16 protein-coding genes and 2 pseudogenes are annotated in these 18,247 nt (G+C 45.7%); 14 read left to right on the top strand and 4 right to left on the bottom strand.

Translation table 11 applies throughout. The annotated features are described in order from the left end of the window. Nucleotides 1-238 precede the first annotated feature (238 nt). Genes SU60_RS12150 through SU60_RS12165 form a run of 4 tightly spaced genes read left to right on the top strand, consistent with a single transcriptional unit; the run spans nt 239 to nt 2,435 of the window. The gene (locus SU60_RS12150; RefSeq protein ID WP_041155730.1) at nt 239-487 is read left to right on the top strand and encodes a hypothetical protein; all 249 of its coding nucleotides are present in this window, start codon (nt 239-241) and stop codon (nt 485-487) included. A gap of 54 nt (nt 488-541) precedes the next feature. Then, on the top strand, nt 542-1,066 hold the full coding sequence (locus tag SU60_RS12155) for a hypothetical protein (RefSeq protein WP_041155731.1): 525 nt from the start codon (nt 542-544) through the stop codon (nt 1,064-1,066). Next, nucleotides 1,026-1,346 (top strand): DUF883 C-terminal domain-containing protein, encoded by a 321-nt coding sequence (locus tag SU60_RS12160; RefSeq protein ID WP_245228399.1) that lies wholly within the window; start codon nt 1,026-1,028, stop codon nt 1,344-1,346. The genes SU60_RS12155 and SU60_RS12160 overlap by 41 nt, the downstream gene beginning before the upstream one ends. 33 nt (nt 1,347-1,379) lie before the next feature. After that, nucleotides 1,380-2,435 (top strand): AI-2E family transporter, encoded by a 1,056-nt coding sequence (locus SU60_RS12165; protein ID WP_052481530.1) that lies wholly within the window; start codon nt 1,380-1,382, stop codon nt 2,433-2,435. An 81-nt stretch (nt 2,436-2,516) separates the two neighbouring features. Here the strand turns inward: SU60_RS12165 and SU60_RS12170 are convergent, their stop codons facing one another. Continuing rightward, nucleotides 2,517-3,422 carry a DMT family transporter gene (locus SU60_RS12170; protein ID WP_041155733.1) on the bottom strand — a complete coding sequence of 302 codons (906 nt, stop codon included), beginning with the start codon at nt 3,420-3,422 and terminating at the stop codon, nt 2,517-2,519. Between the two features lie 243 nt (nt 3,423-3,665). On the opposite strand from SU60_RS12170, the gene rmuC reads away from it, so the two are divergent. From rmuC to tatC, 7 genes and pseudogenes are all read left to right on the top strand, one after another. After that, nucleotides 3,666-5,210, top strand: coding sequence for a DNA recombination protein RmuC (rmuC, locus tag SU60_RS12175; RefSeq protein WP_041155734.1), 1,545 nt, complete (start codon nt 3,666-3,668; stop codon nt 5,208-5,210). Nucleotides 5,211-5,289: 79 nt separating this feature from the next. After that, a complete protein-coding gene (gene ubiE, locus SU60_RS12180; RefSeq protein WP_041155735.1) occupies nt 5,290-6,069 on the top strand; it encodes a bifunctional demethylmenaquinone methyltransferase/2-methoxy-6-polyprenyl-1,4-benzoquinol methylase UbiE in 780 nt (259 codons plus the stop codon). 10 nt (nt 6,070-6,079) lie between these two features. After that, nucleotides 6,080-6,715, top strand: a complete 636-nt coding sequence (locus SU60_RS12185) for a ubiquinone biosynthesis accessory factor UbiJ (protein ID WP_041155736.1) — start codon at nt 6,080-6,082, stop codon at nt 6,713-6,715. Further along, nucleotides 6,712-8,346 carry a ubiquinone biosynthesis regulatory protein kinase UbiB gene (gene ubiB / locus SU60_RS12190; RefSeq protein ID WP_041155737.1) on the top strand — a complete coding sequence of 545 codons (1,635 nt, stop codon included), beginning with the start codon at nt 6,712-6,714 and terminating at the stop codon, nt 8,344-8,346. Before SU60_RS12185 ends, ubiB begins: the two co-directional genes overlap by 4 nt. Before the next feature lie 50 nt (nt 8,347-8,396). Beyond that, entirely contained in the window at nt 8,397-8,645 is a 249-nt protein-coding gene (tatA, locus tag SU60_RS12195; RefSeq protein WP_041155738.1) for a Sec-independent protein translocase subunit TatA, read from the top strand. Nucleotides 8,646-8,648: 3 nt separating this feature from the next. Next, nucleotides 8,649-9,047, top strand: a complete 399-nt coding sequence (tatB, locus tag SU60_RS12200; RefSeq protein WP_041155739.1) for a Sec-independent protein translocase protein TatB — start codon at nt 8,649-8,651, stop codon at nt 9,045-9,047. An 81-nt stretch (nt 9,048-9,128) separates the two neighbouring features. Further along, a pseudogene (gene tatC / locus SU60_RS12205) lies at nt 9,129-9,874 on the top strand (twin-arginine translocase subunit TatC). A 75-nt stretch (nt 9,875-9,949) separates the two neighbouring features. On the opposite strand, the gene SU60_RS12210 reads toward tatC, so the two are convergent. Beyond that, nucleotides 9,950-11,152 (bottom strand): cation:proton antiporter, encoded by a 1,203-nt coding sequence (locus SU60_RS12210; RefSeq protein ID WP_041155740.1) that lies wholly within the window; start codon nt 11,150-11,152, stop codon nt 9,950-9,952. A gap of 138 nt (nt 11,153-11,290) precedes the next feature. Then, complete coding sequence (locus SU60_RS12215; RefSeq protein WP_041155741.1) at nt 11,291-12,058, bottom strand: TatD family hydrolase; 768 nt, start codon at nt 12,056-12,058, stop codon at nt 11,291-11,293. Between the two features lie 182 nt (nt 12,059-12,240). On the opposite strand from SU60_RS12215, the gene hemB reads away from it, so the two are divergent. From hemB to spfP, 3 genes and pseudogenes are all read left to right on the top strand, one after another. Continuing rightward, on the top strand, nt 12,241-13,278 hold the full coding sequence (gene hemB, locus SU60_RS12220; RefSeq protein ID WP_041155765.1) for a porphobilinogen synthase: 1,038 nt from the start codon (nt 12,241-12,243) through the stop codon (nt 13,276-13,278). 630 nt (nt 13,279-13,908) lie between these two features. Next, nucleotides 13,909-16,700 (top strand): annotated as a pseudogene (polA, locus tag SU60_RS12225) (DNA polymerase I). Between the two features lie 192 nt (nt 16,701-16,892). Continuing rightward, nucleotides 16,893-16,940: a small protein SpfP gene (gene spfP, locus SU60_RS22950; protein WP_438356636.1), complete on the top strand. Its 48-nt coding sequence runs from the start codon at nt 16,893-16,895 to the stop codon at nt 16,938-16,940. 172 nt (nt 16,941-17,112) lie between these two features. On the opposite strand, the gene SU60_RS12230 is transcribed toward spfP, so the two are convergent. Next, a complete protein-coding gene (locus SU60_RS12230) occupies nt 17,113-18,246 on the bottom strand; it encodes a glycerate kinase (RefSeq protein ID WP_041155743.1) in 1,134 nt (377 codons plus the stop codon). Between the last annotated feature and the right edge of the window lies 1 nt (nt 18,247).

Raw genomic sequence — 18,247 nt, forward strand, 5'->3', positions numbered from 1 at the left:
GATGGTGTCACCGAGCAACGCTAAGAAAAATTTACAAGCATGAAGAAGAAAAACTGGAAATAATTACAAAGAAAGAGGACGGTTTTGTGTGGATTTGCTTTTAATATGTTTAAAAACAATAAGTTGTATTTTTGGCACGGTTATCGCTTTGTGTAGGAGTAGGTGAGTAGGAAAAGCAGATTCACTTGTTTTCTACTCAATACCTTAGCTTTACTCAATACATCAACGGAGGCTAGTCATGGCTAATACAAAACAAAGCACAGCGAAAACTCAAGAGCAGTTGGAAGAAGCATATCATTTAGCCGAGCAGGCAACGACTGAAGCGGTAGGTGCAGTGAAAGAACAGGCCAAAGAAAAGTTTGATGTGGGAGCGGAGCGAGTGCAACAAGCGACCAAGTCAGCAGAAAACGTGATTAAGGAACGTCCACTATTGAGTATCGGTTGCGCGTTTCTGGCCGGTTGGGCGGTATCAAAACTGATTAAGTAATTTCAGTTATCGCATTTAACGCATTAAGCCACTTAACAACAGGTAATCGTTCAAATGAGTAACTCTGGACCCGTACCGCATCAGCAACAAAGCGATCCAAGACAAGATACGCAGCCAGGCTCGACCACGGGGGATTGTGGTCGAGATCCCAACGGAGCTGAAGAGCAGGATATTCAACAAACCATTAATGGACTGAACTCAATTTTTTCTCAATTGGATACATTGACTCAGTCGCTAAAAGCATGGTCAGGCTCGACGTTAGAGCTATTCTTGTTGGAGGTCAAAGTGAACGCTTCTGCTGTTCAACAACTCTTGTTGAGCGCGGTTATCTTCACGTTGCTCTCGGTATTGTTCGTGTTCAGTTTGTGTCTTGCATCTGGTGTGGTGGCTTATCAACTGACTTTGAACGTGTACATTGCCGTGTTGGTATTCATCACCTCGCTAGCCTTAGCACTATTCGCTTTGGCTTGGTGGCAAAAGCGTTTAGTTGGTTTTCTTGGATTCAAAAATACCACTGAGCAGTTGCAGGAGGGTTGGGATGCACTCGCTAAGAAAGCTCAATCGAGCCGTGAAGATTAAGCGAATGGAAGGTAAGGCATCGTTGAAGCAGTGTTGCCTGACGATGGAAGTGTTCACGTTTACGTCCAAGAAGTTTGTCAGAGAGCATCCTTGGACAACCTTAGGTATCAGTACCGTTCTTGCGATCGCTGCTGCGAAAACGGGTCGCTTGTCGCGTTTGGCGTCTTCCATTTCTTCAATGGGGTTTCTCGCAAGCAGCGTATCCGATATTACAGAGTCACTCGCAAAACCAGTGAGTGCTGCTTCTCCAAACTCAGTCGACCGTGGCGATCCTCAATAACGGCTGTTAACTGACCTCAACCGGGCATACTTTATGACTGCAAAACTGAATCCGTCAACCAATATGATGATTGGCGTCGCTCTGCTGGTTCTTTTACTTGTGCCTGGGCTGTATTTTGCGAAACCCTTGGTGCTTCCTATTGTCCTAAGTGCTTTTATTTCTCTTTTGTGTAGCCCTTTAATCAATTACTTTGAAGACAAAGGTTTTCCACGTAGCATCACAGTCGTTACTACATTGACACTCTTGGTCGGCGTGTCCGTCGTGGGTCTCGTCGCCATGTTTGAACCAGCTAAACAGTGGTGGTCGGAACTACCTAGCATTGTTAAAAATGTGTCGCAAGAGGTAAGCGAGGTAACTCGAGCGTCGGCAGAACACATCGACTCCTCACTGAATATAACCAATGATATGAGTATGGGGGAGATGGGACACAATACGGTGTTTTCTTTGATAAAGACGCTCGCGACCACCGCTCCAACCATTTTGACCCAAGCGATGCTCGTGCTGTTTATGGTTTACTTTATGCTCAGTCATGGGCGGAGTTTGTTCCGTAAGTCCGTATCCAATCTGCATGACTTTTCGCAGCAGCGTAAAGCGGTAGAACTTGTCAGAGCATTGCAGAAAGATTTATCCCGTTATATCGCTACAATTACCCTAGTCAACGTATTGTTGGGAGTCACTGTCGGCTTGGTCTTTTATGTACTTGGCCTTGAAGACCCGTTCTTATGGGGTGCTTTTGCCAGTGTCATGAACTTTGCACCGTATTTAGGACCAGTTATCTCTATGATCTGCTTTGGTTTTGCTGCCTATTTACAATTTGAGTCTGTCAGTTTTATGCTCACCGTGGTGTCTTTGTATTTATTGCTCAATTTGGTTGAGAGCCAATTTGTCACTCCGACGTTATTAGGCAAACGGTTTAACTTAAATCCATTAGTCATCTTTGTTTGGCTGGTCTTTTGGGGATGGCTGTGGGGAGGCATGGGACTGTTAATCGGGATGCCGTTATTAGTCTGCATTAACATTATAGTTGAGCGGTTGGAGCTGTTTAAACTCAACCACATTGCTTCGTCAGAAGTTGCACACAGCGAATAACCGCGGTGATTGCTGATCTTTTAACCTCTCTCGGTTGAGGCTCGGTATGTGCTTATTTGCATTTGAGTTCCCAATCCATGATTACGTTACACTTGATGCTTTTTCTTTCTTGCCGAAGGTGACCTGCTGAATGACTAACCCAGTTATAATCAGCAGCAGACCTATGAGAGTGGAAGGGTGAATTTCTTCGCCAATAATGGTGGCGAGCAGCATCAGAGAAATGAACGGCGAAGCGAAAATCAGGTTACTAATGCGCGCCGTGTTCTGTGTTGATTTCAATGCGCTTAACCACAGGACAAACGTGATCCCCATTTCAAATAGACCAACATAAGTGACCGCTGCCCAACCTTTGGCTGAAATGGCTGCCCAACTCGCTCCCTCGTAGAGGCTTAAAGCGATGGTAAATGGGATCGCTACCAAGAAGCCGAGTAAAACGCCAACCACCGGGTCGGCCTTGTTTTTCGTGTTGAGAATCCAATAGCCAGCCCACAAAAGTGTCGAGAGCAAAGCTAAGCCGACGCCCAATGGACTCTCAAACGTCATGCTCAGTACATTGCCTTGTGTTGCGATGACAATGACCCCTAAGTAACTGAAGCTGCAGGCTATCCAGTCTTTACTACGAATTTTTTGTCCGAGAAAAACTGCGGCCATTAAGGTTAGCGTGATCGCCCAACTATAGTTGATGGCTTGTGCCTGCGATGCGGGAAGTAGATCATAAGCTTTGAATAAGATGAGGTAATAGGCCAGCGGATTAATCAGACCAAGCAGTAGGTAATACCAAGGGTTGGAGAGAAATGTATCGCTGAGTTGACTTAATTTGCCTTGCACGCTGCATACGGTGATAAGAGCAATAGCAGAAACCATGCTGGCGATACACAACATTTGGATCGGCGTAAACTCTGCAAGCGTGAGTTTAAATGCGGTTGCAACGGTTGACCAAAGTAATACTGCTGAGAGCCCAAATCCTAGGGCGCGACGCTCATTCATGATGCCTCTGTATTATGTGAGATAATTGTATTGCGCGAGATAGCTCGAGAGATAAACCGTTTAAGTAATAAAAAGTTAACCTAGCCAAGCATACTATTTTGAATACCCAGTATATGCGAGGAATACATAGTGTATACGAGGAATACATAGTGTATGCGAGGATTTTTCATCCAACAAACTGGACATTTATCCAGTGTCTAAATACCATTGTTATAGATATAAAACACAGGCTAACTCGCTATTATGCAATGGATTCTTGAGCACCAATCTCTCCTTCTTTCTTCTCTTTGTGCCGCCGCTGTCAGTGGAGTGGCTGCGGGTTGGTGGGTAAAACAGCGATTTATCACCCAAACTCAGCTTCTGGAGCAGCAGTTAATCTCTGAAAAACAACTGCATCAACAGCAACTTGAGCAAGTTAAGCAAAGCCTTGCTGATGCTCAGCAAGAGCTCGATGAACTGGATGACGAAAGGGATAAAGCCGCATTTGAAGTTCGCCAAACCCACGGTAAATTGATGGCAGCAATGGAAAAGTTGCGCTACTTCGACGCCGTGAAGCAGGAACGGCAACAGTATTTTGATGAACTTGGGCAAATGCGTGAACACAAATCACGCTTAGAAACCCAACTAAGAGAGCAGCAAGCACGCCATGAACAGATCAATCAAGCGAATGCAGAAAAGTTACAAATCTTAGAGCAAGCGGAAGCGCGCCTGAAACAACAGTTCGAGCATCTTGCCAATCAACTTTTTGAAGAAAAAACCGCCAAAGTGGATGTACAAAACCGCCAGAGTTTAGACGCGTTGCTCACTCCACTCAGAGATCAATTAGATGGGTTTAAAAAGCAGGTTAATGATAGCTTTAGTCAGGAAGCGAAAGAGCGTCATACCCTGGTTCATGAGTTGAAGAATCTGCAACGTTTAAATGAACAAATGACACGTGAGGCGGTCAATCTTACTCAAGCATTAAAGGGGGATAACAAGCAGCAAGGTAACTGGGGTGAAGTCGTATTGGCACGAGTTCTGGCTGAATCAGGGTTACGCGAAGGGCATGAATATCAAACCCAGGTTAACCTGCAAAATGAAGCGGGCAAGCGTTATCAACCAGATGTGATTGTGTATCTTCCCCACAATAAACAGGTGGTCGTGGACTCGAAGATGGCGCTAGTGGCGTACGAGCGTTATTTCAACGCTGAAACCGATGCTGAACGTGATCAGGCACTGAATGCGCACTTGGTTGCTTTGCGCGCGCACATCAAAGGTTTAAGCATGAAGGATTACCACAAGCTCAAAGGTATTCAGAGCTTAGACTATGTGCTGATGTTCATCCCAGTAGAGCCAGCGTTTCAGGTGGCGATTCAAGCCGATCCTAGCCTCATCAAAGACGCGATGGAGCAGAACATTATTTTAGTTAGCCCTACGACTCTGCTGGTGGCTCTGCGCACCATCGATAATTTGTGGCGCAATGAACGTCAGAATGAAAACGCCAAAATGATCGCCGAACGAGCGACCAAGTTGTACGACAAACTGCGCTTATTTGTTGACGATATGGAAGGGTTAGGTGGGGCACTGGACAAAGCCAATCAAACCTACCAAGGCGCAATGAATAAACTGGCTACAGGACGTGGTAATGTGATCCGCCAAGCGGAAAGTTTCAAACACTTAGGTGTGGAAATTAAGCGGCCAATATCCTCAGACATCGCACAGCTCGCACAGAGTGAATCATTTTCGGAAAATGAATCACCAAATGAACCGTTAGTAGAAAGACATCCGGCTGAGGATAAAGTAAACTAATCGCCCGCAGTATAGTGGGCGAATATCATTTGTCAGCAAACGCCCCGCAGTCAAAGAGTGCTGCCGAAGAGGAATTAGAATGACGGACAAAAGCGTGCAATCCAATACAGTATTAGACAACGAAACCACCCACTTTGGTTTCTCTACCGTGGCGAAAGACGAAAAAGTAACCAAAGTTGCGGAAGTTTTCCATTCAGTGGCAGCGAAATACGACATTATGAATGACCTAATGTCGGGTGGTATTCATCGTTTATGGAAGCGTTTTACTATCGATTGTAGTGGTGCTCGTCCAGGTCAACGCATTTTGGACCTTGGCGGTGGTACTGGTGACCTTACCGCAAAATTCTCGCGTATTGTCGGTGACCAAGGTCATGTCATCTTAGCGGATATTAACAACTCCATGCTCAATGTTGGACGCGATAAACTGCGCGACAACGGCATTGTCGGCAACGTGCATTATGTTCAGGCTAATGCCGAAGAGCTGCCATTCCCAGATGATTATTTTGACGTGATTACCATCAGCTTCTGTTTGCGTAACGTCACCGATAAAGATAAAGCGTTACGTTCGATGTATCGCGTACTTAAGCCGGGCGGCCGTCTGCTGGTGCTTGAGTTTTCTAAACCCATTCTCGACCCATTATCCAAAATTTATGACGCGTACTCGTTCCACTTATTACCAAAAATGGGTGAATTGGTGGCGAATGATGCGGAAAGCTACCGTTATTTGGCTGAATCTATTCGTATGCATCCAGATCAGGAGACTCTGGAAGGCATGATGCAAGAGGCCGGTTTCGAGAACACCAAATACTACAATTTAACCGGTGGTATCGTGGCGTTACACCGTGGTTATAAGTTTTAAGGGAGCAGGCATGCCATTTGAACCTCTTATCACGGCTGTTATTGAGACTTCTTTGAATACTCTGGTTAACGACGATCCTGCTTTGGTGCGTCGTCTTTCCCGCCTTAAAGGTCAGGTAATTCAAGTTCATCTTAAAGAGATCAACAAGACATTGACGTTTGTCTTTAGTCAGCAAATTGATGTGCTTGGGCACTATGAAGGTGAGCCAGATTGCTATCTATCTCTTCATTTAAGTGTGCTGCCTGAGCTGCGCGATCAAGCCAATATTACTCGTCTCATTAAGCAAGATAAGCTTGAGTTAGAAGGGGATATCCAGTTGGCACAGAAATTCTCTCAATTGATGGTGGATTGCAAACCGGATATTGAAGAATGGTTATCGCGAGTGACAGGCGATGTCGTGGCTCATACGGTGGTTCAAGGCTCAAAAAATGTGGGCAGCTTTTTAGTCTCGCAAGCCGAAAAACACCAGCGCCATATCGCCGAAGTGATCACCGAAGAGTGGAAGTTAGCCCCTGGCCCCTTGGAAGTCGCCTACTTTTGCGATCAAGTCGACGATGTTCGCAGCCAAGCTTCGCGTGTAGAAGCACGTTTGAATGCGATGTTGAATAATCAGGGTTTGGATAAGCCAATGTTGGAGAAATCATGACTCCAGCCGAATTAAAACGTTTATATCACATCGTCAAAGTTCAACTGGAATATGGGCTAGATGAGCTACTACCAGAGCATCAATTGACGAAAGCCCCACTATTGATGCGCAAAAGCTTATTCTGGATCAAAAACAAACACCCAGATAAACCGTTAGGTGATCGTCTACGCTTAGCCCTGCAAGAGCTGGGTCCGGTTTGGATTAAATTCGGTCAGATGATGTCGACGCGACGTGACTTGTTTCCTCCGCATATCGCCGATCCTCTAGCGTTGCTTCAAGATCAGGTGGCCCCATTTGATGGCAAGTTGGCAAAACAGCAGATGGAGAAAGCATTAGGTGCTCCGTTAGAAAACTGGTTTACCGAGTTTGATATCAAACCATTGGCGTCAGCGTCGATCGCTCAGGTGCATACTGCGCGTCTAAAAGAGACTAACCAAGAAGTGGTATTAAAGGTTATCCGCCCAGATATTCGCCCAGTGATTGATTCAGATCTAAAACTGATGCACCGAATGGCGCGTATAGTCGCTGGTGCAATGCCTGATGCACGTCGTTTAAAACCGGTTGAAGTGGTTCGTGAATACGAGAAAACCCTCCTTGATGAATTAGATTTGCGTCGAGAGGCGGCGAATGCCATTCAATTACGTCGCAATTTCGAGGGCAGCGAAGAATTGTATGTTCCTGAAGTTTTTCCTGACTTCAGTAATGAAACTGTCATGGTTTCTGAGCGAATATATGGCATTCAAGTTTCTGATATAGAAGGCTTGAAAGCAAATGGCACCAATATGAAATTGCTTGCTGAGCGCGGTGTGAGTGTGTTTTTCACACAGGTGTTCAGGGACAGCTTCTTTCATGCTGACATGCATCCAGGTAATGTTTTTGTCAAGCCAGCACATCCTGAAAACCCGATGTGGATTGGGCTGGATTGCGGAATCGTTGGTACACTCAATAGTGAAGACAAACGTTATTTGGCGGAAAACTTTTTGGCGTTTTTCAATCGTGATTATCGCCGAGTCGCTGAGTTGCATGTCGACTCAGGATGGGTTCCGGCAGACACCAATGTCGATGAATTTGAGTTTGCGATCCGCGTTGTTTGTGAGCCTATTTTTGCTAAGCCGCTGTGTGAGATCTCCTTTGGTCATGTGTTATTGAATTTGTTCAATACTGCGCGCCGATTCAATATGGAGGTTCAACCACAATTAGTCCTGTTGCAAAAAACGTTACTCTACGTGGAAGGCCTTGGCAGACAACTGTATCCGCAACTCGATTTGTGGGAGACCGCAAAGCCATTTCTTGAAGAGTGGATGATGAACCAAGTGGGGCCGCAAGCTTTAGTGAATGCCATTAAAGATCGCGCGCCATTTTGGGCGGAAAAATTACCGGAGTTACCTGAGCTACTTTATGATAGTCTCAAACAAGGTAAAGCCATGAACCAACGTATGGATCAGCTTTATCAAGGTTATCGTCAAAGCAAACGGCAACAGGCAACAGGTAAGTTTTTATTTGGTGTTGGCGCTACTTTAGTCGTATGCTCGGCAATATTGGTGGATAACGCTTTTGACCAGCTATCGTTAGCCTGCGGCATGGCAGGTGTCACATTCTGGTTGTTTAGTTGGCGAGCTTACCGTCGTTAAACGGTAAGCTCTTGAAATACATTTTTGTTTAAAGACCCGAGGTAAAAAGCATGGGTGGTATCAGTGTTTGGCAACTTCTTATCATTGCTGTAATTGTTGTATTGCTATTCGGAACCAAGAAACTGCGTGGTATTGGTAGTGATCTAGGCGGTGCCGTTAAAGGCTTCAAAAAAGCAATGAGCGAAGACGAAGATACAGCGAAAAAAGACAAAGACGCGGACTTCGAGCCAAAGAGTTTAGAAACGCAGCAACAAAAAGAAGCTGCTTCTGAAACGAAAAAAGATAAAGAGCAGGCGTAAAACGTGTTTGATATCGGTTTTTGGGAACTGGTATTAATATCTGTTGTAGGTCTTGTTGTTCTTGGGCCAGAGCGTTTGCCGCATGCGATACGTAGTGTATCTCGCTTCGTCGGTGCTGCTAAAAGTATGGCAAATAACGTCAAAGACGAATTGTCTCACGAGCTGAAAGTCCAAGAGTTGCAAGAAAACTTGCGCAAAGCTGAAAAGATGGGGATGAATGATTTATCCCCAGAACTGAAATCTTCGGTTGAAGAATTGAAGAAAGCGGCGCAATCTGTCAACCGCCCTTACGCAGAAAAAACTGATTCAGACGCTGATACTGTGAAAGCAGAGTCGGAGGAGGATTCAGCAAATAAAGCGGAAGAAGTTAAGGTGACAGCGGCAGATAAGAAAGCCGAATAGTCTCATTAGGAGGAGCTGCTAGGTCACAGACCTTATGTTGGTGGCTCCTTTTTGATCTGTTTTTTTATAAAGAGGTTTGCCATGTCTACCGTTGAGCAGACACAACCTTTAATTAGTCATTTGTTGGAGCTTCGCAACCGACTACTGCGCGCAATCTTGGCAGTATTGGTGGTGTTCGTTGGACTAGTTTATTTCTCGAATCACATTTACGAATTTGTTTCTGCACCTTTAGTTGAGCGATTACCTGAAGGGGCGACAATGATTGCAACGGATGTTGCGTCACCGTTTTTCACACCCTTGAAACTGACGTTGATCGCATCGGTGTTTCTCTCGGTTCCCTTTATTTTGTATCAGATATGGCTTTCGTCGCGCCAGGCTTGTACAAGCACGAGCGTCGCTTGATCATGCCGCTGCTTTTTTCGAGCTCATTGCTGTTTTATTGTGGTGTTGCGTTTGCCTATTTTGTTGTTTTCCCGCTAGTGTTTGGCTTCTTTACTGCTATTTCTCTCGGTGGTGTGGAGTTTGCGACAGATATATCGAGCTATCTAGATTTTGTTCTGGCGCTGTTTATGGCATTCGGTGTGGCATTTGAAGTACCCGTGGCAATTATTTTGCTGTGTTGGACAGGAGCCACAACGCCTGAAGACCTGAAAACAAAGCGGCCTTATATTATCGTTGCGGCATTTGTGGTGGGGATGGTACTCACGCCACCGGACATGATTTCTCAAACCTTACTTGCGATCCCGATGTGTTTGTTGTTTGAAGTGGGCTTGTTGTGCGCTCGTTTCTATACACGCAAAGAGGAAGACGAAGAGATAGAAGAGTAGAACATTGATTTAATTTGCAAGAGAAAGAGCGAGCTGCATAAGCTCGCTCTTTTTGTCTCTAAGCTCAATAAAAAACTAATTTCTGCCAATACGTTCTGACAGAGCTCGGGCCGTAATGCCATGTAGTAACAGGCTGATAGTCACGGTACACGTTACCGTGAGGACGATGAACTTGCTTCCTGGTAATTCTGCATCGAGTACGATGATGGCAAAAACGATACTGGCCAGCCCTCGTGGACCAAACCACCCCATAAACCAACGATGACGAGCAGGGACCGAGCTACCGAGGAAAGAGAGATAAATGGGTAGCATGCGCACGAGGGTTAGGCTGATGATGGCATACACAATCATATTTGCCGAGAACAAACCAACGAATTGTCCAACCACCGAGGCTCCAAACAAAATCCAAGTCAACATTGCCAGTAATTCGGCAATACTTTCTGTGGTAAGAATCAGCTTATGTTTATGACGAGAAACGAGGTGCCCAAACAGCAATCCCCCGGTAAAAGAGGCGATATAACCACTGCCGTGAAGTGTTTGTGCGAGGCTAAAGCTTGTCAGAGCGATAGTGGCAACGGTTAGTTGTAGCCAGACTTCACTCAACCAACCTTTTTTCGCACTCCAGAACAGCAACTTGGTGCCGATGAAAGCCAAAGATACACCGACTAAAACACCAATGCCCAGCTCCTCGGCAAATACCGTTAAGGCATCGACGGTGCTGACATCAGCAAGGTTATTACTGGTGGCGATAGTAATTAATAGCAGCAGTATCGGTACGCACAGCCCATCATTGAGGCCGCTTTCTACATTCAATCCTTCGCGAATTGGCGCGGGGACTTTATGGTTGGCAATGACGGCTTTGCCTAATGCTGCATCGGTTGCAGCCAGCATGGTAGCAAGAATGGCGGCTTCTACTACGGTAAGCACATCGAACAAGACGACGGCTAACAAGGTACCTAAAAGGATTGCTCCAGGTAGACCCAGCAACAGCATGCGAAGAGGATAGATGGCTTTCTGTTTTAGAATACCCAGGTTGGAGTTGGCAGCATCTGAGAATAAGATCAGTGCTAAAGTTAGGTCGGCAAGCAGCCGCAAATCGTTCGCTTCTGCCGAGGTGCCAAGGATGTTCAAGCCATGTTCACCCAGTAGCAACCCGAGCAAGACGTACACAATGGGTCCAGAAATACTCGAATGCTCGATGCGTTTGGCAATCAAGGTATATAAGAAAACAATGCCAGCGAGAATACTGATAACCAAATAAACACGTTCTAAATCCATCGGTACTTCCTTGTCCGTGATTTGCTTGATAAATTGGGAGTATGACTCATTTTAGAACCTCAATTGAGCCTGTTCCACGTCTAATGCATTTATTTGCCTTGCTGTGCTTACCGTCTTGCTTGAATTATTGCTGCTGACTTATTGATTCAGATTAAACAGTGTTTCTGCATTGCTTGTTGTTTGCCGATCGATGTCGTCGATACTGACACCTCTCAGTTCCGCAATTCGTTGAGCAACGAGTGAAGTATAGGCGGGTTCGTTACGTTTACCACGATGAGGCACTGGCGCTAAATAAGGGCAGTCGGTTTCTAGGATAACCCACTGCATATCAAGGTGTGGGATGACTTTGTCCATACCGCCGTTTTTAAATGTCGATACACCGCCCAAGCCAAGATGAAAGCCTAACTTGTTAATCGCTTGTGCTTCTTCCAAGCTGCCACCAAAGCAGTGGAACACTCCTCGCAGCTGGCCATCTTGTTCTTGACGTAGCAAGGAGAGCGTTTCTTCAATGGAATCACGAGTGTGGATCACGACTGGTAAGTCCAACTCTTTGGCCCAGTTGAGCTGGGTGACAAACGCCTTTTCCTGTTCGGCGCGATAGGTTTTATCCCAATACAGGTCGATACCAATTTCGCCCACAGCAATGAACGAGTGTTTTTCAAACCAGCCGCGGATAATTTCTAGACTTTGCTCGACGTTTTCGTCGACATAACAAGGATGCAGCCCCATCATAGAGCGACAAATCTCAGGATAAGCGGCTTCAGTTTGCAACATTGGTTCAATCGAATCCAAGTCAATATTTGGCAGCAAAATCTTATTGATGCCTTGTTCTAAGGCGCGGTTGACGACTTCATCTCGGTCGCCATCAAATTCACTGGCGTAGATATGTGCATGGGTGTCGATCATGGTTGGTCTCTAGCTTCTTTGTTTGGGTGCTAATCGCAGTATACTTGAGTGTGAGTGCTGGGTCATTTTCCGATTTTTCCTCACCTTTTTTCTAATCATCACTCGCAACATGAATCAGGAGTGATATGATTTTGCTCACCCGATGATTTGATCATCATAACCGTCCAGACAAGGAGAACATGGTGTCTGTATCAATTCAAGGTCTATTCCCTGCACGTCGCATGCGTCGTTTACGTAAGCATGACTTTAGCCGCCGCCTAATGGCTGAAAACCAAATTACTGTTAACGATTTGATTTACCCGATGTTCATTCTCATGGGCAAAGATCGTCGTGAAAGCGTTGAATCCATGCCGGGTGTGGAGCGATTGTCGATTGATTTAATGCTAGAAGAAGCACAATACTTAGCCAATCTTGGTGTGCCAGCAATCGCCCTTTTCCCTGTCGTGAATCAAGATGCAAAAAGCATCTGCGCGACAGAAGCCTACAATCCAGAAGGTTTGGTCCAGCGTGCCGTGCGCGCATTAAAGGAACATATTCCGCAAATTGGTGTTATCACCGATGTGGCTCTCGACCCATTTACTACCCATGGTCAAGACGGCATCATCGATGAAGATGGCTACGTAATGAATGACGAAACGACAGAAGTATTAGTCAAGCAAGCCTTGTCTCACGCCGAAGCCGGTGCTGATGTGGTTGCACCATCAGACATGATGGATGGTCGTATCGGTAAAATCCGTGAAGCGCTAGAAGCAGAAGGCCATATTCATACGCAGATCATGGCTTACTCCGCAAAATACGCTTCTAATTACTATGGTCCATTTCGTGATGCTGTGGGGTCTTCTTCTAACCTAAAAGGGGCGAATAAGAAGAACTACCAAATGGATCCTGCCAATATTGACGAAGCGATTCATGAAGTCGCGCTAGATATCAACGAAGGCGCTGATTCCGTGATGGTGAAGCCAGGTATGCCTTACCTAGACGTCGTTCGTCGCGTGAAAACCGAGCTCCAAGTCCCAACGTTTGCCTATCAAGTATCAGGTGAATATTCCATGCATAAAGCGGCCATTCTTAATGGCTGGCTCAAAGAGCGAGAGACGGTAATGGAGTCACTGCTTTGCTTCAAACGTGCTGGCGCTGATGGCATTCTTACTTATTTTGCCAAAGATGTCGCAGAGTGGCTGGCTGAAGAAAATGCACAAGCTGCCCAGCACCTTAAATAACTTTGGAAGCGATTTAAGCGAGCGATGAAAAATAAATGAGATTTTTTCTCATTTAACTATTGACTGTGAAATGAGAATCATTATTATTAACCCTGTCTTAGGGAATGAGGAAAGTTCTTAAGAGCGTTTGATTGCTGATTGACGATAGTTGAGAAGATAATGAAACGGTTTCAGGATCTGTACTAATTCTTTTTGACACGACATTGCTCACATTGCTTCCAGTGTAATTTATAGCTTATTGGTTAAGCGACCACATCGATGGTATCGACTTTACCGCTTCTGCTAGGCGACCCAATTGGGTCGCTTTTTTCTTCCCTACGATTTTATTTGACGTCACTATCTGTAACTTTTCCACATGTAAGGATCGTTTTAGGATCGTCGATCTTTTTATCCTATCCCGATCTATTTCATATAAAACAGTTGTTTATATTCATTGTTTCGCGTTTTTTTTGCTTTTGGATAACCAGTGGATAATTTCTATGAACAGAGTTATCCACAGGGCGAGGTGTGTTTTAGTGTATATACTCGCAAAATTTACGCGATCTGGATCGAGCGAACAAGATAGATTCAGATCAGCAGTCATGGCATCCTAGACCCATCTCTCAAGTACTAAATTGGATACAGACAAATATGGCAAGTATTCCTGAAAATCCGTTGATTCTTATCGACGGTTCTTCTTACCTCTATCGCGCATTTCATGCCTACCTGGCACAATGAGCAATGGGGAAATCCCGACCAATGCGGTTTATGGCGTAGTGAACATGTTGCGCAGCATGATGCGTCAGTTTGCCTCCGAGCGTATAGCCGTGGTTTTCGATGCGAAAGGAAAAACTTTCCGTGACGATATGTATCCAGAATACAAAGCCAACCGTCCGCCCATGCCGGATGATCTTCGCTGCCAAATCGAACCGTTGCACAATGTAATTCGTGCGATGGGGTTACCTTTAATTTGTGTACCGGGTGTGGAAGCCGATGATGTGATTGGCACACTGGCTCATCAAGCGTCGCAAAAGGGTATGCCCGTACTAATCAGTACTGGTGATAAAGATATGGCGCAGTTGGTAGATGATAACATTACGCTGATCAACACCATGACGAACGTTGTCATGGATAGAGAAGGGGTAGTGGAAAAATTTGGTATCCCACCAGAGCTGATCATCGACTATCTGGCACTGATGGGCGATAAAGTGGATAACATTCCGGGTGTTCCGGGTGTTGGGGATAAAACGGCAACGGCCTTGTTGCAAGGTATCGGCAGTTTGGAAAAGCTGTACGAAAACTTAGATGATATAGCCCCATTGGGTTTCCGTGGTTCTAAAACGATGGCAAAGAAACTTATCGACAACAAAGAGAATGCAATGTTGTCTTACGAGTTGGCGACCATCAAACTGGACGTCGAGCTTGAAGAAACCCCAGAGTCGTTAGTTAAAGGTGAACCGAATAAAGATGAGCTGATTCAACTGTATGGACAGCTGACCTTTAAATCGTGGCTGAATGAGCTGTTAGAAGGTGGCTCAGGCTCGACGGAAGCGGTTGAACTCGCAGGCTCGACACAAGCTCATTCATCTTCTGCTCAGTCTGAGTTGGAAGCATCTGCAGTCACCATTGACCGCAGTCAGTATGTAACGATTTTGGATGAAGAGACGTTTAACGTATGGTTAGAAAAGCTTAAAGCCTCTGACCTGTTTGCATTTGACACGGAAACCGACAGCCTCAATTACATGGTAGCTAACCTCGTCGGTTTATCATTTGCCACCGAAGAAGGTGTTGCTGCGTATGTACCAGTTGCACATGATTACTTAGATGCGCCTCAGCAACTGGATCGCGATTGGGTATTAGCGCAATTAAAACCAATCTTAGAGGATGAGTCTCAAGCCAAAGTGGGCCAGAACTTGAAGTATGATGCTTCTGTGCTCGCGCGCTATGACATTGAGATGAAGGGCATTAAACACGACACCATGCTTGCTTCTTATGTCTATAACAGTGTGGGTGGCAAGCATGACATGGACAGCTTGGCGCTGCGCTTCCTGCAACACAGCTGCATCTCATTTGAGCAGATCGCTGGTAAAGGTAAAAACCAGTTAACCTTTAACCAAATCGAACTTGATCAAGCAGCACCTTATGCGGCGGAAGATGCCGATATCACGTTACGTTTACATAACCGTTTGTTTGCCAACATTGAGCAAGATGAAAAGCTGAAATCAGTTTATGAAGAGATCGAAATGCCGTTGGTGCCAGTTCTCTCTCGCATTGAACGTACGGGTGTATTGATTGATGACATGAAGCTGAGTGCGCAGTCGGTAGAAATTGCCGCACGCCTTGAAGAGCTCGAACAAAAAGCTTACGAGATCGCAGAGCAAGAGTTCAATATGAACTCACCAAAACAACTGCAAGCGATCCTGTTTGATAAAATGGGTTTGCCAGTTGTGAAGAAAACCCCTTCTGGCACACCATCGACCAATGAAGAAGTGTTACAAGAGTTGGCGTTGGATTATCCATTACCTAAGCTGATTTTGGAATACCGTGGCTTAGCGAAGCTTAAGTCAACATATACAGACAAGCTACCGAAGATGATCAACCCAACCACAGGGCGAGTGCATACGTCGTACCATCAAGCGGTAACCGCTACAGGACGTTTATCTTCGACCGAACCAAATTTACAGAACATTCCAATTCGTAACGAAGAAGGGCGTCGTATTCGTCAGGCATTTGTTGCGCCTGCTGGATGCAAAATTCTTGCGGTTGACTACTCGCAAATTGAACTGCGTATCATGGCTCACCTTTCCGGTGACCAAGCTTTGTTGGATGCCTTCCGTGATGGAAAAGACATTCACACCGCCACAGCTGCCGAAATCATGGGCATCGATATTGAGCAAGTGTCTAGCGAGCAACGCCGCCGAGCAAAAGCGGTTAACTTCGGCCTTATTTATGGTATGAGTGCGTTTGGTTTAGCAAAGCAATTGGGTATCCCGCGCGGCGAAGCTCAGACTTATATGGATAAGTATTTCGAACGTTATCCAGGCGTTATGCAGTATATGGAAGATACGCGCAGCACTGCAGCAGAAAAGGGGTATGTTGAAACCATTTATGGTCGCCGCTTGTACTTACCTGAAATTAAGTCACGTAACGGGATGCGTCGTAAGGCTGCGGAGCGTGCTGCGATCAACGCGCCGATGCAAGGTACCGCGGCAGACATCATTAAAAAAGCGATGCTTTTGGTGGCGGAATGGATTCAAGCTGAAGGTGATGGCCGAGTGAAGTTGTTGATGCAAGTACACGATGAACTGGTATTCGAAGTCGAAGAGTCAGCATTGTCCGAAATTGAAAGTAAAGTACAGAAACTCATGGAATCAGCTGCCGAATTAAAAGTCCCTCTTGTTGCGGAAGCGGGGCATGGAGAGAGCTGGGATCAGGCTCATTAGTCACTTTTAAAGCAAAATGTTCAATTAAACATGAGCCAGCGCACAAACGCTGGCTTTTTTTTGATGTTAAAAAAGACGGGGAGTTCTGATGTTTAATGTTGCTTAATAAAAGTTTAATGAAAAAAAACTACAAAAATTCTTTGCAATTATGACTAATTGTTGTACATTAATACTCGTAGGTACAGAGGTAAGATGTTCTATCTTTCAGACCTTTTGTTTCACGTTATTGGATTAGGCTGATTCAGCGCCCCAGTCAGTTTTTGACTGGGGCGTTTTTTATTGGGCGAAAGAAAATTTTTTAGCTCAATTATGTTGAGGTTGCTTGGGCATGAAAAAAGGGAAGCAAGCGGCTTCCCTACATCATTGATTCATTCGTCGATCGCTGAAGAGCATTAACATCGCTGCGAGGCATCTATTTCCTTAGCGAGTAGGTTTGGGCAATATTGCGCGATGTTTGCTCTACATTTTCAGCCGCTTCTTTCAAGGCTGTGGCGAGATCTGTTGCTCTATTTACGACCGCAAAGACGGCATCAATACCGTGTGCGTGAACCACACTGCAATCGGACGACAAGCAACCAGCGATGCCAATGACAGGTAAGCCATATTGTTTCGCGCTACGGGCGACGCCAATCGGTGTTTTACCGTGAATGGTTTGACTGTCGATTCGGCCTTCTCCGGTAATGACTAAGTCAGCATCTCTAAGAACGTCACTAAGATTCACCGCATCCATGACAATGTCGATGCCCGGTCTTAGCTCTGCGTCTAATAGTCCAAGCAGCGCTGCGCCTAAGCCACCTGCTGCTCCCGCCCCTGCTATCTCTTTTACGTCTTTACCGAGTTGTGCTTTCATCACCTCTGCGTAATGGTTTAAGTTGTGATCAAGCTGCTCGACCATCTCTGGTGTCGCGCCTTTCTGAGGACCAAATACATGTGATGCGCCTTTCGGACCACATAGTGGGTTATCTACATCACAAGCGACTTCCAAACGAATATTTGCTAAACGAGGGTCGAGGTTTGAGGTGTCGATGGTTACTAAGTTCGCCAGTGCACCACCACCATGAGTCAGTGACTGACCAGCAGCATCTAGCATGCGAATGCCTAAGGCCTGAGCCATACCTAAGCCGCCATCATTGGTTGCGCTGCCGCCAATACCAACAATGATATGCTCTACGCCACGATCAAGCACTGCTCGAATCAATTCACCAGTACCGTATGTTGTTGTCAGTAACGGATTGCGGAACTCAGGTTCAACTAGGTGTAGACCGGATGCTGCCGCCATTTCAATAATGGCCGTTTTACCGTCGCCTAACAAGCCGTAGAAGCCTTCTACTTGTTGGCCAAGCGGGCCGGTGACGTGATGTGATACGATTCTTCCACCAGTCGCATCCACCAGGGATTGAACGGTACCTTCGCCACCATCTGCCATTGGCAATTTTATGTATTCCGCGTGAGGTAATACGTGTTTGAAACCTTTCTCAATAGAGGTTGCCACTTCCATTGCGGTCAAGCTTTCTTTATACGAATCAGGAGCAATTACAATTTTCATT

It is taken from the genome of Vibrio mytili, from assembly GCF_000830505.1.
Lineage (GTDB): Bacteria > Pseudomonadota > Gammaproteobacteria > Enterobacterales > Vibrionaceae > Vibrio > Vibrio mytili.